Source organism: Kocuria massiliensis (assembly GCF_900169715.1).
Lineage (GTDB): Bacteria > Actinomycetota > Actinomycetes > Actinomycetales > Micrococcaceae > Rothia > Rothia massiliensis.
Map to the genome: position 1 here is coordinate 1,369,917 of NZ_LT835161.1, position 22,414 is coordinate 1,392,330.

At 60.0% G+C, this 22,414-nt stretch carries 20 protein-coding genes; 3 read left to right on the plus strand and 17 right to left on the minus strand.

The features are described from left to right. Nucleotide 1 precedes the first annotated feature (1 nt). Nucleotides 2-1,342, minus strand: coding sequence for a type I glutamate--ammonia ligase (glnA, locus tag B9Y51_RS10445; RefSeq protein WP_048678786.1), 1,341 nt, complete (start codon nucleotides 1,340-1,342; stop codon nucleotides 2-4). Nucleotides 1,343-1,477: 135 nt separating this feature from the next. Between glnA and panB the strand changes: the two genes are divergently transcribed. After that, nucleotides 1,478-2,341: a 3-methyl-2-oxobutanoate hydroxymethyltransferase gene (gene panB / locus B9Y51_RS10450; protein ID WP_245826149.1), complete on the plus strand. Its 864-nt coding sequence runs from the start codon at nucleotides 1,478-1,480 to the stop codon at nucleotides 2,339-2,341. Nucleotides 2,342-2,355: 14 nt separating this feature from the next. Here panB and B9Y51_RS10455 read toward each other — a convergent pair whose 3' ends face one another. Next, nucleotides 2,356-2,568: an SPOR domain-containing protein gene (locus B9Y51_RS10455; RefSeq protein ID WP_048678787.1), complete on the minus strand. Its 213-nt coding sequence runs from the start codon at nucleotides 2,566-2,568 to the stop codon at nucleotides 2,356-2,358. 42 nt (nucleotides 2,569-2,610) lie between these two features. Between B9Y51_RS10455 and map the strand changes: the two genes are divergently transcribed. Both map and ppgK read left to right on the plus strand, forming a co-directional pair. Beyond that, nucleotides 2,611-3,525 carry a type I methionyl aminopeptidase gene (map, locus tag B9Y51_RS10460; RefSeq protein ID WP_048678790.1) on the plus strand — a complete coding sequence of 305 codons (915 nt, stop codon included), beginning with the start codon at nucleotides 2,611-2,613 and terminating at the stop codon, nucleotides 3,523-3,525. Between the two features lie 39 nt (nucleotides 3,526-3,564). Then, the gene (gene ppgK, locus B9Y51_RS10465) at nucleotides 3,565-4,449 is read left to right on the plus strand and encodes a polyphosphate--glucose phosphotransferase (RefSeq protein ID WP_085529609.1); all 885 of its coding nucleotides are present in this window, start codon (nucleotides 3,565-3,567) and stop codon (nucleotides 4,447-4,449) included. Between the two features lie 238 nt (nucleotides 4,450-4,687). Here the strand turns inward: ppgK and nrdR are convergent, their stop codons facing one another. The 15 genes from nrdR to ftsW all read right to left on the minus strand — a co-directional run bounded on the left by nrdR (nucleotide 4,688) and on the right by ftsW (nucleotide 22,377). Continuing rightward, complete coding sequence (gene nrdR, locus B9Y51_RS10470) at nucleotides 4,688-5,278, minus strand: transcriptional regulator NrdR (RefSeq protein WP_085529610.1); 591 nt, start codon at nucleotides 5,276-5,278, stop codon at nucleotides 4,688-4,690. Next, nucleotides 5,279-6,610, minus strand: coding sequence for a histidinol dehydrogenase (gene hisD / locus B9Y51_RS10475; protein WP_085529611.1), 1,332 nt, complete (start codon nucleotides 6,608-6,610; stop codon nucleotides 5,279-5,281). Nucleotides 6,611-6,694: 84 nt separating this feature from the next. Next, nucleotides 6,695-10,204, minus strand: coding sequence for a DNA polymerase III subunit alpha (dnaE, locus tag B9Y51_RS10480; RefSeq protein WP_245826190.1), 3,510 nt, complete (start codon nucleotides 10,202-10,204; stop codon nucleotides 6,695-6,697). 75 nt (nucleotides 10,205-10,279) lie between these two features. Then, entirely contained in the window at nucleotides 10,280-11,251 is a 972-nt protein-coding gene (locus B9Y51_RS10485; RefSeq protein WP_085529613.1) for an RluA family pseudouridine synthase, read from the minus strand. Then, the gene (gene lspA / locus B9Y51_RS10490; RefSeq protein WP_245826151.1) at nucleotides 11,248-11,799 is read right to left on the minus strand and encodes a signal peptidase II; all 552 of its coding nucleotides are present in this window, start codon (nucleotides 11,797-11,799) and stop codon (nucleotides 11,248-11,250) included. Before lspA ends, B9Y51_RS10485 begins: the two co-directional genes overlap by 4 nt. A 149-nt stretch (nucleotides 11,800-11,948) precedes the next feature. Then, complete coding sequence (locus tag B9Y51_RS10495; protein ID WP_085529755.1) at nucleotides 11,949-12,725, minus strand: DivIVA domain-containing protein; 777 nt, start codon at nucleotides 12,723-12,725, stop codon at nucleotides 11,949-11,951. A 148-nt stretch (nucleotides 12,726-12,873) separates the two neighbouring features. Then, nucleotides 12,874-13,176 (minus strand): YggT family protein, encoded by a 303-nt coding sequence (locus B9Y51_RS10500; RefSeq protein WP_126855833.1) that lies wholly within the window; start codon nucleotides 13,174-13,176, stop codon nucleotides 12,874-12,876. A gap of 42 nt (nucleotides 13,177-13,218) precedes the next feature. After that, on the minus strand, nucleotides 13,219-13,938 hold the full coding sequence (locus B9Y51_RS10505) for a cell division protein SepF (RefSeq protein ID WP_053089939.1): 720 nt from the start codon (nucleotides 13,936-13,938) through the stop codon (nucleotides 13,219-13,221). A gap of 109 nt (nucleotides 13,939-14,047) precedes the next feature. Beyond that, nucleotides 14,048-14,860 carry a YggS family pyridoxal phosphate-dependent enzyme gene (locus B9Y51_RS10510; protein ID WP_085529615.1) on the minus strand — a complete coding sequence of 271 codons (813 nt, stop codon included), beginning with the start codon at nucleotides 14,858-14,860 and terminating at the stop codon, nucleotides 14,048-14,050. Continuing rightward, on the minus strand, nucleotides 14,857-15,609 hold the full coding sequence (locus tag B9Y51_RS10515) for a purine nucleoside phosphorylase YfiH/LACC1 family protein (RefSeq protein ID WP_245826153.1): 753 nt from the start codon (nucleotides 15,607-15,609) through the stop codon (nucleotides 14,857-14,859). Before B9Y51_RS10515 ends, B9Y51_RS10510 begins: the two co-directional genes overlap by 4 nt. 231 nt (nucleotides 15,610-15,840) lie before the next feature. Beyond that, entirely contained in the window at nucleotides 15,841-17,097 is a 1,257-nt protein-coding gene (gene ftsZ, locus B9Y51_RS10520) for a cell division protein FtsZ (RefSeq protein WP_048678811.1), read from the minus strand. Between the two features lie 253 nt (nucleotides 17,098-17,350). After that, entirely contained in the window at nucleotides 17,351-18,541 is a 1,191-nt protein-coding gene (locus B9Y51_RS10525; RefSeq protein WP_158088289.1) for a cell division protein FtsQ/DivIB, read from the minus strand. Nucleotides 18,542-18,561: 20 nt separating this feature from the next. Further along, nucleotides 18,562-20,061, minus strand: a complete 1,500-nt coding sequence (murC, locus tag B9Y51_RS10530; RefSeq protein ID WP_085529618.1) for a UDP-N-acetylmuramate--L-alanine ligase — start codon at nucleotides 20,059-20,061, stop codon at nucleotides 18,562-18,564. Between the two features lie 4 nt (nucleotides 20,062-20,065). Continuing rightward, a complete protein-coding gene (gene murG / locus B9Y51_RS10535) occupies nucleotides 20,066-21,181 on the minus strand; it encodes an undecaprenyldiphospho-muramoylpentapeptide beta-N-acetylglucosaminyltransferase (protein ID WP_085529619.1) in 1,116 nt (371 codons plus the stop codon). Between the two features lie 53 nt (nucleotides 21,182-21,234). Beyond that, a complete protein-coding gene (ftsW, locus tag B9Y51_RS10540) occupies nucleotides 21,235-22,377 on the minus strand; it encodes a putative lipid II flippase FtsW (RefSeq protein ID WP_158088290.1) in 1,143 nt (380 codons plus the stop codon). Nucleotides 22,378-22,414: the final 37 nt, after the last annotated feature.

Consider the following 22,414-nt stretch of genomic DNA (forward strand, 5'->3'; position numbering starts at 1 on the left):
CTCAGAGCAGGCCGAGGTTGTACTTCAGCTCGTACGGCGTCACTTCCATGCGATAAGCGGTCCAGTCGTCTTGCTTATTGCGCAGGAACTGGTGGAAAACCGTCTCCCCCAACGTTTCTGCCATGAATTCGGAGTCTTCGGTTTGACGAATTGCGTCGTGCAGGGAGGAAGGCAAAGGATCGTGCCCCAGGCTACGGCGCTCCGCCGCGGTCATCGACGCGACGTCGTAGTCCTCGGCGTCAGGTAAGGGGTATTCGTTCTCGATGCCTTTAAGACCTGCCGCCAAAATGACTGCATATCCGAGGTACGGGTTGACCGCGGAATCGACGCCTCGGTATTCGATGCGGGCCGATTGCATCTTGTTGGGCTTATACAAGGGCACCCGGACGAGTGCGGAACGGTTATTGTGTCCCCACGAAAGGTAGCTGGGAGCTTCTCCGCCACCCCAGAGGCGCTTATAGGAATTAACAAACTGGTTCGTCACAGAGGTGAATTCCGGAGCATGGCGCAAGACTCCGGCGATGAAGTGACGCGCCGTCTGAGACAGCTGGTATTCGGCCCCTGCTTCGAAGAAGGCATTGGTATCGCCTTCAAAAAGCGAGAAATGCGTGTGCATGCCCGACCCCGGAAATTCGGTGAAGGGTTTGGGCATGAAGGTCGCGTAGATTCCTTGAGAAAATGCGACCTCCTTGATGACGGAACGGAAAGTCATGATGTTGTCGGCCGTTTGAAGCGCGTCTGCGTGTCGCAGATCAATTTCATTTTGTCCGGGCCCACCCTCATGGTGGCTAAACTCCACGGAGATTCCGACGGACTCCAACATCGTGACTGCCCGACGACGGAAGTCTTGAACGACGCCGCCGTAGACGTGGTCGAAGTAGCCTTCACGATCTACGGGTTCGGGATGCCCCTCAGAATTCAGCTCTTGGGACTTGAGCAGGTAAAACTCGATTTCCGGGGAGGTGTAGCAGGTGAAACCCATGTCCCCCGCCTTAGCCAGGATGCGCTTCAGAACTCCGCGAGGATCGGCCGTGCTGGGTTCGCCGTCGGGGGTCAAGATGTCGCAAAACATCCGCGACGTCGGTTCCGTCTCTCCACGCCACGGAAGCAGCTGAAAGGTGGAGGGGTCGGGCTGCAACAACATGTCCGATTCATGGACGCGAGACAGTCCTTCAATCGATGAACCGTCAAAACCGAGCCCCTCTTCGAAGACGGTCTCCACCTCGGCCGGGGCAAGGGCAACCGACTTCAAGGTGCCGACGACGTCCGTAAACCACATCCGGACAAACCGCACGTCGCGTTCCTCGATGGTACGAAGGACAAATTCTTGTTGACGGTCCATGACTCTCCTTGGCGGTCGGTGACCTCGATCGAATCCGTTTCTCACTCTATCCCGAGACGACGAGCTCCTTACGGAAAATTGCCGACTTGTGGATAGCAGACCGCGAAGAGTGGCGGGATACGTATCATGAGGGACATGGCTTCATACTTGCAGGACCGCGACGACCAGACTCCCCACGCCGATGACTGGCTCAGCGCGGTTCGCCGGGTCAGAACCACTCATCTCCAGCGATGCAAAGACCTCGGTCACCGATTCTCGATGTTGACTTCATATGACGCCTTGACCGCGGAGATTTTCGACGCCGCTGGCATCGAGGTCCTCCTCATCGGAGATTCGGCGGGAAACACCGTCTTCGGTTATGAATCCACGCTTCCCGTGACCCTCGATGAGCTCATCCCCCTGACGCGAGCGGTATCCCGAGCGGCTCAACGTGCCCTTGTCATCGTGGATCTTCCGTTTGGGACCTACGAGGAATCGCCAGCCCAGGCCGTGGCTAGCGCCGTTCTCCTCATGAAAGAAGGCGAAGCCCACGCGGTGAAGATGGAAGGTGGGGCCTACTACGCCGAACACGTTCGGGCCATGGTGCAGGCGGGCATTCCCGTGATGGCTCACGTGGGATTTACCCCGCAGTCCACCAACGCCCTCGGCGGATTCCGGGTTCAGGGCCGGGCTGAAGCGGCTTCACGGCTCATCGAGGATGCCACCGCCCTGGAGGCCGCCGGTGCCTTCGCGGTATTGGCCGAAATGAGTGCGGAAGACGCCGTTCGTGCCATGGACGAGGCACTCACCGTCCCAACCGTAGGTATCGGCGCGGGTCGTTCGACCACCGGCCAGGTCCTCGTCTGGCAGGACATGGCCGGATTGACCACGGGCAAGACGCCCCGGTTCGTCAAGAAATATGCCGACGTACGATCGGTCATCACCGACGCCGCCTCGTCCTACCGAAAAGACGTGCTCGACGGCAGTTTTCCTGCCGAAGCGCACGTCTTTCGTGAGTGAAATGTCACCCGGGGCTAGGCGTCGCCTCGCCACTCGGCGTCGGAGCGGTCCCAGTCTTCATTGCGTTCTTGGGCTCGTTCTAGTGCGTGCTCTGCTTCTGCCCTGGTGGCGTACGGACCAATTAACTGGCGGTAGTCGGACTGGGCACCTTCTTCGACCTCATGGGTGAAGGTGTTGAACCAGAACTGCGAGTCGGGGTTGCTTCCGCCGCTGTCGTTGACGCTCATGATGTGCCTCCTGAATCGAGCTTGTGTTCTAGAGTTGACTATATGTCCCGCAGCAATACTTCCACGAGATCCCATAACGTTCCGGCCCCGAACGGAGGCGCGCCCATAGGTGCATTGACGCCGGGCGTCGTCGGCCCTACCCGCAAAGTTCCGGCGTCCATCGAGCGCCCCGAATACGTCGGAAAAGCCACCGCACAAGAAGGATCCGGCTCAAACTTCTACACCCCGGAAGAAGTAGAGCTCATCCGTGAAGCGGGAAAGATCGCGGCAGGATCCATTGTCGCGGCCGAAGAATACTGCGTACCCGGGCGAACCACAGACGAGATCGACCGCGTAGTGCACGAATACATGTGCGACCACGGTGCGTACCCGTCGACCCTCGGTTACAAGAATTTTTGGAAATCCGTGTGCACATCTCTCAATGAAGTGATTTGCCACGGAATTCCGGATTCTACGGTTCTTGAAGATGGCGACATCATTAATCTCGATGTCACCGCCTACAAAAATCGGATGCACGGCGACACCAACCGCACCCTCCTCGTCGGCGACGTCGACGAAGAGTCCAGGCTATTGGTGGAGCGCACGGAGGAAAGCCTTCGACGGGCCATGAACGCGGTCAAACCAGGCCGGGAGCTCAACGTCATTGGGCGCGTCATTGAGAAATACGCTTCTCGCTTCGGATACGGCGTCGTTCGCGATTTCACCGGTCACGGCGTCGGCAGGGAGTTCCACTCAGGGCTCATCGTTCCCCACTACGACGCGGCCCCGGCGTATAACACCGTCATCGAGGAAGGCATGGTCTTCACCATCGAGCCGATGCTGAACCTCGGAACCATCGAGTGGGACATGTGGGACGACGACTGGACCGTTGTCACCAAGGACCGCCGCCGTAGCGCACAGTTTGAGCACACGATGCTGGTCACCGCCGACGGCGTCGATATCTTGACCCTCCCGTAACCCCACTAGCCTCTCGCTCAACCTCTTCCAGGAGAACGCATGTCGTCAGTGACCCCCGACCGTCCGGCTGTAGCCATTCAGCAGGACCTCAACTCCGTCTCCACTCTTGCCGATCCGCAACCTCACGAACTGGCCATTGGCATCGACATTGGCGGAACCGGCATCAAAGGTGGCGTTGTGGACCTGCGAACCGGCTCGCTGGTCAGCGACCGCCACCGCATCGATACGCCACAACCCGCCACCCCGGAAACCGTCCTACCGGTCGTGCAACAAATCGTCGAGGAGCTTCAGTCTCGCGACCTTGCCCCAGACCCAAACACCGCCGTGGGAATCGACTTTCCGGCGATCGTGAAAAATGGTGTGACCTGGTCCGCGGCAAACGTCGACAAGTCCTGGATCGGCGCCGAATTGAAGAAGCTCGCCGAATCTTCGCTCGGACGAACCGTCTACGCGGTCAATGACGCGGACGCGGCAGGTTTGGCCGAAGGAATCTACGGCCAAGGTCGTGACCGAAACGGACTAATCCTTGTGATCACCTTGGGAACGGGAATTGGTTCGGCCATGATCCATAACGGCATTCTCGTGCCCAATAGCGAACTCGGACACCTCGAAATTGACGGCCACGACGCCGAATCAAAGGCCTCCGTTCGTGCCCGCGAGCGTGAGGATCTTTCCTGGGACAAATACGGAGAACGGCTACACCGGTACTTCAGCCGGGTGGAAGCGCTCTTCTCCCCCGACCTCTTCGTGGTGGGCGGCGGCGTGTCCAAGAAACCGGAGAAGTTCATGCCGTATCTCGAGGACATCTCCACACCGATCCGCCCGGCCGCGCTGCAGAACAATGCCGGGATCGTGGGCGCGGCCCTCTGGGCAGCGGGGCAACCTGGAGAAAGGGAATACCACGACCAAGAGCTGGAGGATTAAGAATTACCCGGTTGCTTCTGACGAGTGACCTCAAGAAAAAATCCGTTCGCGGCCTCCGGGCCTCGAACGGATTTTTTCTCCCTCAGAGTGGATCCCTGGGGTGAAACCACGCTGGCCCATGCCGTGACGGACCGGCATGGAACATCTCGCTTTAAATGGTGAACGCCGGTACCTGACGGCTTCCCCTCCGCAAGTACCGGCGACCAGTCACTATCTAACCATAAGTTCCTCGACGGGTCTAGATCAGAGTCGGCTGATCCGGTTCGTCGGAATCTTTGGCCTTTTTCGCCCGACGACGCGGCTTCGCCTGGGAGGATTCTCCATCCTTCGAGGTTCCTTCCGCCGGCGTCGTCTTCGAAGCGGCTCCGGCACCGCCGTCGGCTTCGTTGATGCCCCTCAAGGTGCGGATGGCGGTTTCGAAGTCTTCAAGACCATCGAAGGCTTGGTACACACTGGCGAACCTCAGGTAGGCCACCTCATCGAGGCGTTGTAGAGGTTCAAGAATAGCGAGACCGACGTCGTTGGCGTCGATTTCGGCAAGCCCCTTGGCCCGAATGGACTCCTCGACCTCTTGGGCCAACAGCGCCAGGTCGTCTTCGCTGACGGGTCGCCCCTGACAGGCCTTGCGCACACCAGAGACGATCTTGGCACGTTGGAACGGCTCGGTGGCCCCGGATCGTTTGATGACATTCACCGACGTCGTCTCGAGCGTGGAAAATCGCCGTGAACACGACGAGCATTGGCGGCGACGGCGGATGGCGGAACCATCGTCGGCCACGCGGGAATCGACGACCCGGGAGTCCGGATGCCGACAATAGGGACAATGCATTCAGCTCACTCCTGAGGTGGACCGACGATCAGTACGTGCCGCTATGGCGGCCCCGTGCGCGGGAAGGTCCTCCGCCGAGGCCACGGCAATGATGTCGTCCCCCACGGCGGCTAGAGCATCCTCGGTGTACTCAATGATTTGCACGGCCTTCATGAAGGACGTGGTGCAGAGCCCACTGCTGTGGGTAGCTGAGCCGCCGGTGGGCAAAACGTGATTGGATCCAGCGGCGTAATCGCCGAGGGGCACGGGGCTATACGGGCCCAAGAAGATCGCGCCAGAGTTCCGTATGCGAGACGCGACCTCACGGGGATTCTCTGTGTGGATCTCAAGGTGCTCGGGCGCGTACGCGTTGACGACGTCGATGCCACGCTCGAGCGAATCCGTGAGGATCACGCCGGATTGGGGCCCGCCGAGCGCTTCCCTCACCCGGTCACGATGTTTGGTCTCGGACACCCGCCGTTGCAAAGCGGTTTCGACGGCCTCTGCGAGTTCTGGTGAGTCCGTCATCAGCAACGATCCCGCGTGCGGGTCGTGCTCGGCCTGGGACAGCAAATCCGCGGCCACGAATTCGGGATCGGCGGTGTGATCGGCGACGACGGCGATTTCGGTGGTCCCAGCCTCTCCATCGACGCCGACGATCGAACGCAGCTGCCGTTTGGCCATGGCCACAAAGATATTTCCGGGACCGGTAATCGTATTCACGGGTTGAAGGGATTCCTCACCTTCCAGCCCATACGCCATGGCCGCGAGTGCTTGAGCCCCGCCAATGGCCCACACCTCAGTGACTCCCAAAAGACCTGCTGCGGCAAGGGTCGTGGGATGCGGCAAGCCGTTGAATTCCTTTTGAGGCGGCGTGCACAAGACGACGGAGTCAACGCCGGCTGCCTGAGCGGGAACGACATTCATGACGACCGACGATGGATACACCGCGAGTCCACCGGGAACGTAGAGACCGACCCTCTGCACGGGTGTCCAGCGATGGATCAAGTGAGCGCCCGGCGCCACCTCAACGGAGGCGTCGTCCGGTCGTTGCACGGCGGCAAAGGCCCGAGTCCGTTCGATAGCGGTCTCCAGGCCGCGTCGAACCTTAGGGTCAAGAGCGTCGACGGCCTCACGTATGGCCGATTCGGGAACCCGGAGGGATTCCTGTGTTACGCCGTCGAAACGCTGGGCAAGTTCGCGCAAGGCCTCGGCGCCCCTATCACGGACGTCGGCCAGGATGGAGGCGACCGATTCCTCGGCCGACGCCAAGAATTCCCCGGTGGGTCGCGGAACCACGGATCGAAGCTGCGAGGGGCTCAGGTGCTGTCCCCGCAGGTCAAGTACGCGCATGAGCGGAGTGGGCACGGTGGTCGAATCAGTCTCAGTCACGTGACCAGTTTAACGTCAACGACCGCGATCAGCAGATTCGGTGGTTCACAGTCCGTTGTCGGAGCCTCCGGAGCGTTCCAAACAGGAGGAACCGAAGAGCACCTTGAGGTCACCGAACAACGCTGGATTCGGGTTGACCCTCAGCCGCGGAGACAGTCTCATGAGAACATCCTTGGTCCGGCAGGCTAGGTTGATCCTCACCTCGGCGTCCCCTCGGTGATTAATCAAGATGTTCTCTAGCTCCCGTAGCGTGGATTCGGTGGCCCGGTGTTCGGGGATCGACAGAATCACCGGTCCCTTTTGTCCATCGGCATCAATGTCTGGAACTTTCAGCTCTTGGGCACTAATCGTGACGGAACCGTCGTCGCGCCGCTGTAGCCGGCCCTTGATCGTGCAGATAAGGTCTTCCGTCAACACGCCGGCGATGGGTGCGTAGACCTTTCCAAAGAACATGATCTCCATGGAACCGGTACGGTCCTCGAGTTCAATACGCGCGTATGCATTGCCGCTCGACTTGGCGACCTTCCGCTGCACCGAGGTGATCATGCCCGCCACCGTCACCACAGATCCGTCGGGCTTACCGTCTTCGTCTAGGAGCGACTGCACCGACGAGTCAGACAATTGCCCCAGGACGTCGTCGAGCCCCCGAAGCGGATGATCGGACACGTAAAGCCCCAGCATTTCCCGCTCAAAGTTCAGCATGTCGCGACGTTCCCACTCGGGGACGTCCGGAATGGCCACCGTGAGGTCGGTCGCTGGATCGTCGTCGTCCATGCCGAAACCGCCGAAAAGATCGAATTGGCCGGCTGCCTCCTGTCGTTTGACCGAAACGGTTGCGTCGATGGCTTCTTCGTGAATGAGCGAGAGAGCGCGACGCCGGTGACCTAGGTCGTCAAATGCGCCGGCCTTAATCATCGACTCGATGGTGCGCTTATTGCAGACGACCGCCGGCACCTTTTTCAAGAAGTCGTGGAACGAGGTGAACTTTCCCTGGCTTTCGCGGGTTTCGACCAAAGCAGAAACGACGTTGGCCCCAACGTTGCGCACGGCGCCCATTCCGAAGCGAATGTCGTCACCCACTGGAGTGAAGTTCAATGCCGATTCGTTGACGTCCGGTGGGAGCACCGTGATGTTCATGTGTCGACATTCGTTGAGATACAGGGCGAGCTTATCTTTATCGTCGCCGACGGATGTCAGCAGAGCCGCCATGTATTCCTGCGGGAAATGCGCCTTGAGGTACGCGGTCCAGTAGGAAACGAGGCCATAAGCCGCGGTGTGCGCCTTGTTGAATGCATAGTCCGAGAACGGAAGAAGGATGTCCCACAGTGCCTTAACCGCACCTTCCGAATACCCGTTATCGATCATGCCCTGGTGGAAGGTCTCGTACTGGCGATCCAGCTCGGCCTTCTTTTTCTTGCCCATGGCACGTCGCAGAATATCCGCTTCACCCAGAGAATATCCCGCCACCTTCTGCGCAATGGCCATGACCTGCTCCTGATAAACAATCAGACCATAGGTCGTATCCAGAATCTCCGCGAGGGGCTCTTCAAGCTCGGGGTGAATGGGCGTGACTTCTTGCAGACCGTTCTTTCGCAAGGCGTAATTGGTATGCGAATTAGCGCCCATTGGTCCCGGTCGATACAGCGCAAGGACCGCGGAAATATGCTCGAAATGATCCGGCTGCATGAGCTTGAGGAGCTGACGCATAGGTCCGCCGTCGAGCTGGAACACACCGAGGGTGTCCCCTCGCGCGAGCAACCGGTAAGACTCTTCGTCGTCGGTCTCGAGGGTCTCCAGGTCGAGGTCGAAATCCCGGTTCGCCTTGATGTTCTCAATGGCATCGGAAATGATCGTCAGGTTTCTCAACCCGAGGAAGTCCATCTTGATGAGGCCGAGGCCTTCACAGGTCGGGTAATCGAACTGCGTGATGACCTGGCCGTCCTGCTCACGACGCATGATCGGAATGACGTCGATGATGTCGTGACTGGACATGATGACGCCAGCGGCGTGGACGCCCCATTGACGCTTCAGTCCCTCGAGGCCTTCCGCGGTCTCAAAGACCTTACGGGCTTCTTCGTCGCTGGACAGGAGCTCACGAAGTTCGTCGGCCTCCCCGTATCGCTTCGCGTCCTTGTTGCAGACGTCCTTCAGCGAGATGCCCTTACCCATCACGTCCGGCGGCATCGCCTTGGTGAGCTTCTCCCCCATCGAGAAGGGATATCCGAGCACCCGAGAGGAGTCCTTGAGCGCTTGTTTCGCCTTGATGGTGCCGTACGTGACGATCTGCGCGACCTTGTCTTCGCCGTACTTTTCCGTCACATAGTGGATGACCTCGGAACGACGACGATCATCGAAGTCCACATCGAAGTCAGGCATGGACACACGGTCCGGGTTGAGGAACCGCTCGAAAATCAGGTCATGCTCGAGCGGATTCAGTTCCGTAATACGCATCGCGTAAGCGACCATCGAACCGGCGCCAGATCCACGGCCCGGCCCCACCCGGATCCCGTTGTCCTTCGCCCAGTTGATGAAGTCGGCCACCACGAGGAAGTATCCAGGAAAGCCCATCTGGGTGATGATGCCGACCTCATACTCGGCCTGTTTACGGACGTCGTCCGGAATGCCGTTCGGGAAACGGTAGTGCAGACCGTTTTCGACTTCTTTGACGAACCACGATTCCTCGTTTTCCCCGGGAGGGCACGGGAAATTCGGCATGTAGTTGGCGCTCGTATCGAACTCGACATTGCACCGTTCCGCAATTTCGAGGGTGTTATCGCAGGCTTCCGGAAAGTCTCGGAAGAGCTCCCGCATTTCGGCGGCCGATTTCAGATAGAACTCGTCGGCATCGAATTTGAACCGCTTGGGGTCTTGGAGCGTCGATCCCGATTGCACGCACAGGAGGGCTGCGTGCGCTTTGGCGTCCTCGGCGTGGGTGTAGTGGAGGTCGTTGGTGGCGACCAACGGCAATTGCAGATCTTTGCCCAGGCGCAGCAGGTCGCTCGTCACCTGTTTCTCGATGCCGAGGCCGTGGTCCATCAGCTCGAGATAGTAGTTTTCCTTGCCGAAGATGTCGCGGAATTCCGCCGCGGCGTCCCGAGCTTCTTGGTATTGGCCCAGACGAAGGCGAGTCTGGACTTCTCCGGAAGGACAACCCGTCGTCGCGATCAGGCCTTTGCCGTAGGTATTCAGCAGTTCCCGGTCCATGCGGGGCTTATAGAAATGCCCTTCCAAAGACGCCTTCGACGAGGCCCGGAACAGGTTGTGCATGCCCTGGGTCGTCTCGGCCAAAAGCGTCATGTGGGTGTACGCGCCACCGCCGGAGACGTCGTTGCGCCCGCCATCGCCAAATTTAACGCGCGTTCGATCCTGCCGGGCCGTACCGGGCGTCACATACGCTTCCACGCCAATGATGGGCTTGATGCCAGCGTTTCTGGCCCGGTTCCAAAAATCGAAGGCGCCGAAAAGGAATCCGTGGTCGGTCGTCGCCATGGAATCCATGCCGAGTTCGTGCGCGTGCTCGAAGAGGTCATCAAGACGCGCCGCGCCATCCAGCATCGAATATTCGGTGTGGACGTGCAGATGGGTAAAACCTTTGCCGGAGGATGGAGCCGCGGAAGTCACCACTCCACTTTAGGTGCTCGACGCCGTGAGAGCATCTCCGTTGCGCATGGCGTCCACCGCAAAACTCAGGTCGGGCGAATATTCGCTCGTGAATTCCACCACCTGGCCCGTGCCGGGGTGCTCAAAACCGAGCCGATGAGCGTGCAACCACTGACGAGTCAGCCCCCAACGGGCCGAGAGTGCCGGGTCCGCCCCGTACGTAAGGTCACCACAGCATGGATGATGCAGAGCGGAAAAATGGACCCTGATCTGGTGAGTACGTCCGGTTTCCAAGTGAACTTCCACCAGGCTCGCCGGGCCGAAGGCCTCCAGAACTTCGTAATGCGTGATTGCCTCGCGGCCGTCCTCGACGACAGCGAAACGCCACTCGTGCCCGGGATGGCGTCCGATTGGCGCGTCGATGGTCCCACGCAGGGGATCCGGAATTCCTTGAACCAGTGCGTGGTAGACCTTGGTCACGGTTCGCTCTTTGAATGCCTTCTTCAAGACCGAGTACGACTGTTCGTTTTTGGCGACAACCATCAAACCCGACGTTCCAACGTCCAGCCGATGCACGATACCTTGACGCTCTGCCGCACCGGATGTGGAAATTGCCACCCCCACTGCGGTCAGCGCGCCCACCACGGTGGGACCATGCCAGCCCGGGGAAGGATGGGCCGCCACCCCTGCCGGTTTGTTGACGACGACGATGTCGTCGTCTTCGTGCACAATGTCAAACCCATCCACGGTTTCTGGCACTACGCGGATCTTGGCATCGGGATCCGGAACCTCCGCCGTAACCTGAGCGCCCACCGGAACCTTCAGCGACTTCGTGGGCTTGAGCGGTTTTCCCCCGACCTCGACGGACACCCTGTCTTCGGCACACCACTGACTGGCCGCCGATCGGGAACGCCCGGTGACCTCGGCCAAGTATGCGTCCAAACGCAACCCCGAGTGGTCGGCATCAACGGTCCACGTCGTCACGTCGTTCGTATCCTTCATGAGCGGTCCTCTTCAGCAGGTTGAGCGGGCTCGGAAGTGCGCCCGTCGAGCGGAACTCCTCGAAGCATCACAATGGCTAGCACCACAATGCTCACCGTGATGCAGGAGTCCGCGACATTGAAAATCGCGAAGTGCGGAACGGAGATGAAATCAACGACATGTCCGCGCCCAAAACCGGGTTCACGGAAAAGCCGGTCGGTGAGGTTGCCCAGCACACCCGCGAGCAGCCCAAAAAGACCAAGAATCCAGGCACGAGAACGGGCCCTCGGGAGATAGAACAGCACCACGCATGCGACGACTGCCATCACGATCGTGAAAATCCAAGTGATGGATTCCCCCATCGAAAATGCCGCACCCGGGTTCCGGATGAATCGCCACCACAGCACGCCGTCCACGACGGGGATGACCTGCCCTTCCGTCATATTCGACACGACCATGTGTTTGGAGACTTGGTCGAGCGTGTACAGCACGATCAGCATCACCACGCCGCCCATGACATAGGGGCGACGAATTCGATCCGACGAAACGGTGTCGACGCGCTGGCTCACGGTCGAAATTCTCCTCATAGATAGACTGCGGGGCTAACACTCCGGTAGTGCTCGAAGCATCCGGTATGCCGTTAACAGAGTACCGGGGCCAGCGCCACTAGGACGCTGACCCCGGTTACCGGTCGAGACTCGACGGTCTCCGTTCCGACTTACTTGGAGGCGGTCGGCTCGACGCGCGGCGAATTCTCCAAGTCGGTGAGCTTGCCCTCGAGGTAGGACTTCAGCTCGCGACGGTACTTCGATTCAAAGGTGCGGAGGGTTTCCACATCAGACTCGAGATTGGTCTTCGACTCCTCGAGAGAAGCAAGAATCGACGAGCGCTTGGCTTCCGCATCGCTCAAGAGCGACTGAGCCGTGGTTTGGCCTTCCTCGATGAGACGGGCCTTTTCGGACTCTCCCTGGGAGACGTAATCATCGTGCAGACGCTGAGCCATGGCGATGACGGCCGCCGCCGACGCGGCAGACTCGCTCTGGCCTCCCTGAGCGGATCCGGCATTTGTGGAATCCGACGCCTGAGCGGTCTCGCTCGTCGTGGCGCCCTCGGCCGCCGTGGGAACCTGCTCCTCGGTCGGGTGAATCTCAGAGTTGAGGTTTTCGGTCTTCAGATCGGACGAAGAGTCAGACTCGACGTTCAACGCTGCCACGGAATCGGACGAGCCTTCACCGTTCGATGTGGAGTTCTTCGACGTCGCGTTCTGAGTCGGAGCCTCAGCGTTGCTCACGCCGACCGTCGAGACGGAATCCGACTCGGGATCGACGCCGGCCTCGCGAAGCTTCTGCGTCAACTCGTCGTTTTCCTTGTGGAGACGGCGGAGTTCGGTCACGACCTCATCGAGGAAAAGGTCGACCTCTTCCTGGTCGTATCCCTCACGGAATTTGGTGGGTTGGAAGGTCTTGTTAATGACCTGTTCCGGGGTCAATGTCATGAAATACACCTCTTGTCGTTGAGATGCGGCGGCTGTCGCATCGAAGTTGTGTTGGGGGCAAGCCGGCCGCTGCCTCACGGTTCACACGAGAGCTTATGGGAAAAGTCTGACGAAAACCTTGATGTCGAGCGGAGCGCCGACGATTCGGCTAGGACACGCCCGAGGCTAACGAGGCTCTCACGATGCTCTGCGCGATGCTGAGAACGACCAACAACACTAGGAAGCCCATGTCAAGCGAAACGGTTCCGATACGCAATGGCGGAATCCACTTACGCATCAACCGCATCGGCGGATCGGTCATGGTGTAGACCGTCGACGCAAAAATGAGCGCAACACCTTGAGGCTTCCAGAACCTCGCGAATGTTTGCACCCAGTCCAGAATCAGCCGAAACATCAGCACGAGAAACGCCAAATACAAGGCGAAATGGATGATGGCCAAAGCCGAGATCAACGGACGAATCCTTCCTATGACGAACCAAGCACCGACGCGCTATTAGCTGTGGTTGAACAGTGAATCGTCAGATTCGTTTGGTGCCGACGAGACGTCCTCGGACGCGAGGACCTCCAAGTTGGAGGGCGTCAGCAAGAACACCTGCTCGGTCACACGTTCAATGCTGCCGTTCAGAGCGAACGTCAGTCCCGACGAAAAATCTACCAGTCGCTTTGCCTCAGCAACGTCCATATCCGTGACGTTCATGATCACGGGAATGTTGTTCCGGAAGGATTCGCCGATCACCTTCGCGTCGTTGTAGGAGCGCGGGTGAATGGTGGTAATGCGTCGCAATTCGTTTTCGCTTTCGGTTTGTGCCGCAGCACGGTTAATCGGGGTCACGGGAGCGCGGTACTCATCTTCCGCATCCGTCGCTTCCTGGCTGTTACGCCGGGAAGTAGTCGTTTGAGCAGCATCGGCTCGACGCACGGCCGAGGAGGACGAACGAGATTCGCGGCGAGGCTGAGAGCGTCGCTCCACGGGACGACGCTCGTCCTGATCGTCAAGCTCGTACTCATAGTCTTCGTGCTGTTCGACTCGGGGGCGAGTCGCCAGTGCCGTGGAGCCTTCGATGGATTCGCGCGGGGCACGCTCCATCGAATCGGCATACGACTGTTCATTTGCTTCCGGCTCAACCCGACGCCGTTGCGCCGCGGGCTGGGCCTCGTACCCGTCGTCGGCGAGGCCAAGAAAGACCATCGCCTGGCGCAGTGTTCCGGCCATGTGAACTCCTCGAGAATCGTTCGTTAAACGGGCGCTACCCGCCAATGGGACCATTATTCCCACTGACTAGGGAAATCAGGTGGGTCAACACGCCACAATCGGGGAATCATCACGCGTTATTGCGTGGTCGATTCCCCATGATGGCACTTCCAACTCGGACGCTGGTCGATCCCCATCGTATCGCTTCAGCCATATCACCGCTCATACCGGCAGAGATCTTCCAGGCATCGGGATGGCTTTCCATCAGACGACGGCTGAGCGTGTGAAGCTTCTCAAAGGCACGATCGGGTTCAGCACCAAGCGGTGCTACGGCCATTAGCCCACCGAGCTTCAGGCCATCTGCCTCGGAAATGAGATCGGCCAGGTGCTCGATGTCCTGGGGATCCGCTCCTCCCCGGGCCCCCTGTGCAGCCTCTCCGGGAGTTACCTTCGCGTCGTCCAAGCCCACCTGGATGAAACATTCCAGGCCACCATGACTCGCCGCCGCCGGCTCAGAGGCTTCGCCAGCTTCAGCGCGAGAAATCGCCGCGGAATAGGCTTTGCTCAATGCTTTGACGATCGAGGCCCGATCAACAGATTGGACGCTCGTCGCGTATCGGACCACTGATTTGGCCTTATTCGACTGCAATTGACCGATGTAATGCCATGACACCGGCTCATCGATAAATGGGCTGAGGTCATGTGCCTTCTGCGAGGCTTCCTGGTCGCGATTCTCTCCGTAGGTGCGAATTCCGAGGTCGTACAGGGCCTTGACGTCAGAGGCGGGAAAAAACTTGGTGACGGTTATTAATTCGACGCCGACGTGAGGATCCCTCACATCGGCCGGCGTCATCGCGGCCATCTGCTCAATATCTTTCAGGACGCGCTCATGTCGCACGGACAATTCTCGTGCCCGCTCCGCCTCATACTCGATTGCCGTCATGTCAGTACATCTCCTTCGTCGGTCATCGATTCAGTCCGTGAGGACGCTGATTGATGACCCCGCCGCCACACGAGACCGGCGATCCTCCCTTGTCCAGGTGCTCGCCGATGCGAAAAAAGGTCGTCCTGTTCAAAGGTGCATTCGTTGATGACTTTGCGGTGAACCTCCACGCCGAGGCTCCGCAGTTGCTTTTCGGCGGCAGCTGGAAGATCGAGACCAGGGCTACCCCAGCGTGTATTAACGGCGATACCCGGAAGCTTGGCCTCGGCCTCGTTCGCCATGTCCGGAGGCACCTCATAGCACCGTCCACAAATCGACGGCCCTATCCAGGCTTGCAGATCAGTTCCTCCAGCGGCACGAAGGGATTCGATGGCATTCGGCAAGACTCCGTGAAGGAGCCCTTGACGCCCAGCATGGGCCACCGCATAGATCAGGGGATTCGACGACGTCACAATCACCGGAAGACAGTCGGCCGTCATGATGGCCAGGGGGCGCCCGTGCGTCGTCAACGCCGCGTCGGCCACAGGTGCCAAGGCGCGCTCTTCCTCCGCAGAAGAGCTCAAGGGAATGAGCGGGGCTTCGTCGGCAAGTGCGACGTCCGTCCCATGCACCTGCTCCAAAAACAACAAGCTACCCGGATCGAGGCCGATTCCACGTTCGATGCGTCGTCGGTGCTCCTGAGGGTCCGCCGTTCCAAGCACGTGCAAACCGAGGTTTCCGGTAGCAGATGCGGTAAAAGCGATCGACACCCCCGACGAGAGGTCCGCTCTATGCCTCAGATGAACACGCGTATCGCTTGTCGATCCTCCACCCTCGTGCATTGCACCGTCCACCGCCTCGAAATCGGCCCCTTCTATGAGCCTGATGGCAAAACTACTTACGGGGCATAACGCCCCCACGTACGCGCCGTGGATGAGATGCGACGGGCGGGACGGCCTAGCCGTCCCGCCCGTCGGCTTCACACGCGCGTTTTCAGTTGGTTACTTCAGGAAGTCAGGAACGTCCAGCGAATCCTTACCGGATTTCTTGGCGCCCGACTCCCCGTTCGGATCAACGGCCGGGGGCAGATCAACGTCGAACCCGGCGTTCGCCGGAACGTCCGAGTCATCCTGCCACTGCGAGGAGCTACCACCGGAGAATGAGGAGTTCCCGGAATAGCTGTTGCCGCCGCGCTGCGGGTTGCTGGCAACCTTGGCCGGCTGCGAAGATCCGCCGCCGTAGGTCTGCTGCGTGCGCTGCGCCTGGTTGGCCGCCGCATTGTTGTTATTGCTGTTCGTCTCGGGGTTCAGGGAATCGAATCCCGCGGCAATCACGGTGACCCGCGCTTCATCGCCCAGGGCGTCGTCGATCACGGCGCCGAAGATGATGTTGGCATCGGGGTGAGCCACTTCCTGAACCAACCGAGCGGCTTCGTTGATCTCGAACAAGCCAAGATCCGAGCCGCCCTGGATGGACAGCAGGACTCCGTGGGCACCGTCGATGGATGCCTCGAGAAGCGGTGATGCGATGGCAAGCTCCGCAGCCTTGACGGCACGGTCCTCTCCCTGCGCCGAACCAATTCCCATGAGAGCCGATCCCGCGCCCTGCATCACGGACTTGACGTCGGCGAAGTCCAAGTTGATGAGGCCCGGGGTGGTGATGAGGTCGGTAATTCCCTGAACACCGGAGAGCAAGACCTGGTCCGCAGACTTGAATGCGTCGAGCATCGACACATTGCGGTCCGAGATGGAGAGCAAGCGGTCATTCGGGATCACGATCAAGGTGTCGACCTCGTCGCGCAGAGACTCGATGCCGGTTTCGGCCTGGTTCGAACGACGGCGTCCCTCGAAGGTGAACGGGCGAGTCACAACGCCGATAGTCAAAGCACCGAGCGAGCGAGCGATACGGGCCACGACGGGTGCGCCACCGGTACCGGTTCCGCCACCCTCGCCGGCGGTCACGAAGACCATGTCGGCGCCCTTCAGGACTTCCTCGATCTCTTCTTCGTGATCTTCGGCGGCCTGACGACCAACTTCGGGGTTCGCACCGGCACCAAGTCCGCGAGTCATCTCGCGACCCACATCCAGCTTGACGTCGGCATCCGACATCAGCAACGCCTGAGCGTCGGTGTTAATGGCAATAAATTCGACGCCGCGAAGGCCGACTTCGATCATGCGGTTGACCGCGTTGACGCCGCCGCCGCCGATGCCGACGACCTTAATGACGGCGAGGTAATTCTGGGGAGTTGTAACGTCCATGGGTTTCCTCGTTTGAGCGTGTGAAGCCAACATTCCGGAACCCGAGTCCTGAACCTAAGATTGAAGGTTTAGATTATGGACCGGATTTCGACTATCAGCCGGTTCCTATACCGCACCTAGAGTATCAATCACCGGTAGGCGTGTCGCACCGATTCGGCGTTTCGCGCCTAAGAATTTCCGGGAAATCTCCTCAGTTTGATGGTGATATTCAACCTTGACGTTAAGGTTTAGATCACCGAGGACGCGCGATGCGTTACTTGGTGACCGGGTGATCAGGACTCGAAACGTCGTAAACCGACGCGCCACCTTGATCCTTGAGGGCCTTGACCAGGCTATTCAATACTTGAGCCTTAAATTCGCTCTGGTCGCTGGTCCCCCAAATCACTTGTGAGCCGTCCTTCATGTCCAAACGAATATTGGACGGGGAATCAGCCTCAACCTTGTTCAGCTGAGACAACAAGGACTGCGGAAGAGTCTGCAACGCCGCCACCGCCGAGGTGAAGGATTCGCTCTTGACCGCATCCGGACCGCCATCCAACAAGGGCACGCCGGCTTCATTCACCGACTTCTTCGAGCCCACAGCGACGCCGTTTTTATCCACCAGGATGTATTGGTCACCGGACTTCACGGTTGCCACAGGAATTCGCTCGTGAACGGTAACTTCCAAGTCGTGGGGCGGCTTCGCTTCGATGCTGACGCCTTCGACGACGACGTCGTTACCGATCATGCCCTGAACCTCGTCCGAGCTGATGCGCGTCAACGGCCGTCCCTTGAGGGGATCGAGGGCCTTTTGCACCTTTGCTTGGTCGGAAAGGTTTGCCCCTTTGATCGTGATGTTGTGGACCGCCAACAAGGGCGAATAGAACACCACGCCGAAAAACAAAAGGGCCGCCAGGAGTAGCACCCCGATACCAGCGATCCAGCGGGTTCGTCGGGGCAGCTTCCCCCACCAACGCGCGCTTCTCTGGCGATTTTGGGCACCTCGCGAGGGCTGGTTGCCCTGCCTCTTCCGGCGCCGGTCCTCCGCCTGAGGGAAGCTCAGGATATTATCCGGACGCTCTTCGGCCCCAGTCTCAGTGGGCTTCGAGGACGGTTCCGGGCGGTCGTCCTGCGCAGTCCTTCCGGGCTGCTCCTCCGGCACACGTTCGACCCGAACCTTAGCTTCGTCATTGACGCGCACTGCGGCAGGGCGGTGTTCGTCGACTCGCTGGGTGCTCCCGATGGCTTCGATGCGTTGTCCTCGGGTACCGGCGTCGCCCCGAGCCGTCGCTTCGGCCAACTGATCGCGGGGGTTACGTGGCGCTCGGTTCGGCCGTTCGGAGTCTTCCGTGGTCGAGACCCTGGGCGCTTCGCCCGAGGAAGAGACATCCGCAGGACGCACAGAACCGGTCGTCGCGTCTTCTCCTTGCTTCGACGACGAAGGCTGCTCCTGGTGACGGGGCATGCGTGGACGATGGAGTGGACTCATGCCAAATCCCGGGCGTTGACGGGCCCTTCCTCACGCAGCTCGTTCAAGACGATCTCGCCGTACGTTGTGACGTCGCCGGCGCCGATCGTCATGACGATATCTCCATCATTCGCCGACGAAGCAATCTGCTGGGCTGCTTCCTCGGGGCTCGCGGCGTACCGCACCTCGGTGAACCCGGCGTCTGTGATCAGGTGGCTGGTCACGCCGGCCATCGGTTCCTCGCGAGCGGGGAAGATGTCGACCACATAGGCACGGTCCGCCAACGAGAGGGCCTCAGCAAATTCTCGGGCAAATTCCTGAGTTCGCGAGAAGAGATGCGGTTGGAAAATCGCGTAAACGGTGTGCCCATCGGCAACGGTACGAGCGGCTTCTAGCGCTGCGGCCACCTCGGTTGGGTGGTGGGCGTAGTCGTCGTACACGGAGATTCCGCGCTCACGACCTCGCAACTCAAATCGGCGAGCAGAACCGGTGAATGCGGACAACGCTTGAGCCGCCCGATCCATATCGAATCCGGCGTACAGAGCACAGCACAGGGCTGCTGCCGCATTCCGAACGTTATGCGCGCCAGGGACCGAAAGCCTCAGCCGCGTGGACCCCGAGTGGGAGTTCCCCCTCAGATCTACGTCCCAGGTCACCTCGGCGGTACTGGTCGTACCTTCCCCGTTGATGTCGCGAATCACGACGTCGGCACCGTCCGTGGTGCCATAGGTCAACACAGTTCCGCCCCGGCTCCGGTGCCCCGTCGCCAGACGCCGTGCGCCGGGGTCATCCCAGCAGGCCACCAAGACCCCGGGGTCGGCCAGGGAATCAACAAATTGATCGAAGGCATCGGTGACAGCCTCGGAGCTTCCATAGAAGTCCAGGTGGTCAGGCTCGACGTTGGTCACGACGGCGATAGTCGGCCTGTACTTGACAAAGGAGCCATCCGATTCATCGGCTTCGGCGATGAACCATGAGTCAGGTCCCGTCGCGCCAAGGGCCGCGTTGGACCCCAGAGCCGCAATCCGGGCTCCTACAGCGAATGACGGCTGCGCTCCCACGCCGTCGTACATGACCGAAATCATGGAGCTCGTGGTGGTCTTGCCGTGCGTTCCGGCGACAGCCACCGATTGCGACTGGTCCATCGAGGCGGCTAGGGCATCCGACCTGTGCACTACCCGTAATCCTGCGGCCCGGGCTGCGGCGAGTTCCGGGTTCGTCGGCTTAATGGCTGTGGAGACGACAACGGTGTCCACGTTCTCGACATTCGAGGCGTCCTGCGGAATATGGACCGTGGCGCCCTTCGCCCGGAGGACGTCGAGCGCGGCGTTGTCCTTCATATCGGATCCGCTCACCGAAAGCCCATGAGCCAACATCAAATCGGCAATCGCCGACATTCCCGTTCCGCCCATGCCAATGAAGTGGATGCGTCCGAGCTCGCCCAGCGAGGGCCGCTCCGGAAACGGCGGATACATGAAGTCCGGCAGCAATTTCGAGTTCTCGTGCTGTGCATTCATGGGATTAGTGGTTCCCTCCCTGGCTTGCGGCGTCGTCGATCAGCTCTGCCATCTGCTGCGCCGCGTCGCGAATGCCATGACGGTATCCGTTCCGGGACATCTCTGTGAGGCGTTCCGAGTTCGTGACGACGGGCAAGACCGAGGACACAAACCAATCGGCGTTGAATTTCTTGTCCTCGACGAGCAGGGCGGCGTCTGAGTCCACCAGACCGGCAGCGTTCAACGCTTGTTCGCCGTTCCCGATCGGGAGCGGCACAAAGACCGCCGGACAGCCAACGGCGGCGACTTCGCTCACGGTGGCTGCGCCGGATCGAGCGATCAACAGGTCGCACGCCGAATACACCTTTTCCATGCCGTTCACGAATTCGACCTGGTGGTATCCGGGGGCGTTGAGCAAGGAACCGTCATCGTCCAGCAGCTGCTTACCTCGACCGGTGATGTGCAACATTTGGACGCCCGATTCAACCCATTCCCGACGACGCAGAACCTCGGCGATCGTCCGATTCATGTTCTGTGCGCCCAAAGAACCGCCCGTCACGATGATGGTCGGCACCCCGTCCTGTAGGGCGAGCAGCTGGCGTGATCCGGACCGTTCGGCGGCACGGTCGCACTCAGCGATGCGACGGCTCATCGGCATGCCGACGTGACGTCCTCCGGCAATCGGCGTCCCCTCGAAGGCCGTCGCCACGACAACGGCCTTCTTGGCCCCGACCTTATTGGCCAGTCCCGGACGTTGGTTGGCCTCGTGGATCACCACGGGTACGTTCTCGCGGGCCGCCGCAAGGTACATGGGCGTGCACACATACCCACCAACACCTACGAGCACATCGGCCTCGGCGCGGCGCAATATTTCCTGGCCTTGACGAACCGCGCGACGCATCCGTAGAGGGAGTTTCAGCAAATCAAGACTGGGTTTGCGGGGCATGGGCACCCGGTCCACAAATTCGAGGTCGTAACCAGCCTCGGGGACCAGCCTGGTCTCCATACCTGTCTTGGTGCCCACGGCCACGATTTTTGCCTCAGGGTGCCGTTCGCGCACGGCGTCCGCAATGGCCAGTAACGGGGAAATGTGCCCCGCTGTCCCACCTCCGGCAACGACGACGGACAGAGGCTGGGTCATGGTCGAATCTCCCTTGGTCGGTAGTGGTGGTCTTCGCAGAGCGAGATCGGTGTCTAGTCTACGTCCGCGCGATGCTTATCGAGGGACGCCAGACTGATCGCGGGATGGGTCGGGGATTTTGTCAGGGCCATCCCGAAACCGGCCGCAAAGAGGGAGACCGTCAAGGACGTGCCTCCGTAGGAGACGAACGGCAACGGAATACCGATCACGGGCAAGAGACCCGTCACCATACCAATGTTGACGAAGGCTTCCCCGACGAACCAGGCCATCAGGGCTGCCGCAGACAAGCGCACGAAACGGTCGCTCGAGCGAAGGATCACCCGGGCCAGGCACAGCGCCATGACGGCAAAGAGGGCCACCACGATGCACGTCCCAATGAATCCCAGCTCTTCACCGAGAATCGCGACAATGAAGTCGTTGTGCGCCTCGGGAAGATAGTTGTATTTCTGGCGCGACTCCCCCAGGCCCTGCCCCCACCACGAACCCGTAGCAAGTGCCGCCAACCCTGAATTGGACTGAAAGCATTCCTGTCCGTCGACGCACTGGGAGGGGAAGAGCCACGACGTGACACGGCTCAGGCGGTGCGGGGCGGATACGACCACCAAGACCGCGATAAGCAATGCACCCAGAATCGATCGCGTGAAAATTTTCATCGGCGCACGTGCGAACCACAAGGCGCTCGCGTAGATCAGCACAAAGACGATGCAGGTACCGGCATCGCCACCGATAATCACCAGCCCACTGACCGCAATGAATCCCAGCGACGACGGCAAAAGCGCGGCGTGTGCACTGGTCGCGACCCGCGTGGACCGAGCTAGGGACCATACGACCCATAGCATGAGCGAGAATTTAGCGATTTCCGACGGCTGGAACGACAGCGGACCAAGGGCGATCCAGTTCCGGTTACCGTTGACTTCCTTACCCAGGGGCGAGAGCACCAAGAGAAGCAAGACCAGCGAAACCCCCATCAGCCAGTACACCAGCCGACGATTTTTCCAGAAGGACAGCTTGATCCGCGCCGCGACGAACATCGCGATGATCCCGATAAAGGCGAAAATACCCTGCCTGATAAAGAGGCTATACGGCGATTGTCCCTGAGCAATCTGCTCGACGGACGAAGCGGACAGCACCATCATGCACCCCAGCACCGTGAGGCCCAGAGCCGATACGGCGATGCCGATCGCCGCGCTATTCATCGATCCCGTGGCGACCCACCGATATAACGGCCGCGAA

What these genes read in the sequence shown, in the direction of transcription:
- glnA (WP_048678786.1), bottom strand. Translation starts at nt 1,342, where the DNA reads ATGGACCGTCAACAAGAATTTGTCCTTCGTACCATCGAGGAACGCGAC.
- panB (WP_245826149.1), top strand. Translation starts at nt 1,478, where the DNA reads ATGGCTTCATACTTGCAGGACCGCGACGACCAGACTCCCCACGCCGAT.
- B9Y51_RS10455 (WP_048678787.1), bottom strand. Translation starts at nt 2,568, where the DNA reads ATGAGCGTCAACGACAGCGGCGGAAGCAACCCCGACTCGCAGTTCTGG.
- map (WP_048678790.1), top strand. Translation starts at nt 2,611, where the DNA reads ATGTCCCGCAGCAATACTTCCACGAGATCCCATAACGTTCCGGCCCCG.
- ppgK (WP_085529609.1), top strand. Translation starts at nt 3,565, where the DNA reads ATGTCGTCAGTGACCCCCGACCGTCCGGCTGTAGCCATTCAGCAGGAC.
- nrdR (WP_085529610.1), bottom strand. Translation starts at nt 5,278, where the DNA reads ATGCATTGTCCCTATTGTCGGCATCCGGACTCCCGGGTCGTCGATTCC.
- hisD (WP_085529611.1), bottom strand. Translation starts at nt 6,610, where the DNA reads ATGCGCGTACTTGACCTGCGGGGACAGCACCTGAGCCCCTCGCAGCTT.
- dnaE (WP_245826190.1), bottom strand. Translation starts at nt 10,204, where the DNA reads ATGCTGGATGGCGCGGCGCGTCTTGATGACCTCTTCGAGCACGCGCAC.
- B9Y51_RS10485 (WP_085529613.1), bottom strand. Translation starts at nt 11,251, where the DNA reads ATGAAGGATACGAACGACGTGACGACGTGGACCGTTGATGCCGACCAC.
- B9Y51_RS10495 (WP_085529755.1), bottom strand. Translation starts at nt 12,725, where the DNA reads ATGACATTGACCCCGGAACAGGTCATTAACAAGACCTTCCAACCCACC.
- B9Y51_RS10505 (WP_053089939.1), bottom strand. Translation starts at nt 13,938, where the DNA reads ATGGCCGGAACACTGCGCCAGGCGATGGTCTTTCTTGGCCTCGCCGAC.
- B9Y51_RS10510 (WP_085529615.1), bottom strand. Translation starts at nt 14,860, where the DNA reads ATGACGGCAATCGAGTATGAGGCGGAGCGGGCACGAGAATTGTCCGTG.
- ftsZ (WP_048678811.1), bottom strand. Translation starts at nt 17,097, where the DNA reads ATGGACGTTACAACTCCCCAGAATTACCTCGCCGTCATTAAGGTCGTC.
- B9Y51_RS10525 (WP_158088289.1), bottom strand. Translation starts at nt 18,541, where the DNA reads ATGCCCCGTCACCAGGAGCAGCCTTCGTCGTCGAAGCAAGGAGAAGAC.
- murC (WP_085529618.1), bottom strand. Translation starts at nt 20,061, where the DNA reads ATGAATGCACAGCACGAGAACTCGAAATTGCTGCCGGACTTCATGTAT.
- murG (WP_085529619.1), bottom strand. Translation starts at nt 21,181, where the DNA reads ATGACCCAGCCTCTGTCCGTCGTCGTTGCCGGAGGTGGGACAGCGGGG.
- ftsW (WP_158088290.1), bottom strand. Translation starts at nt 22,377, where the DNA reads ATGAATAGCGCGGCGATCGGCATCGCCGTATCGGCTCTGGGCCTCACG.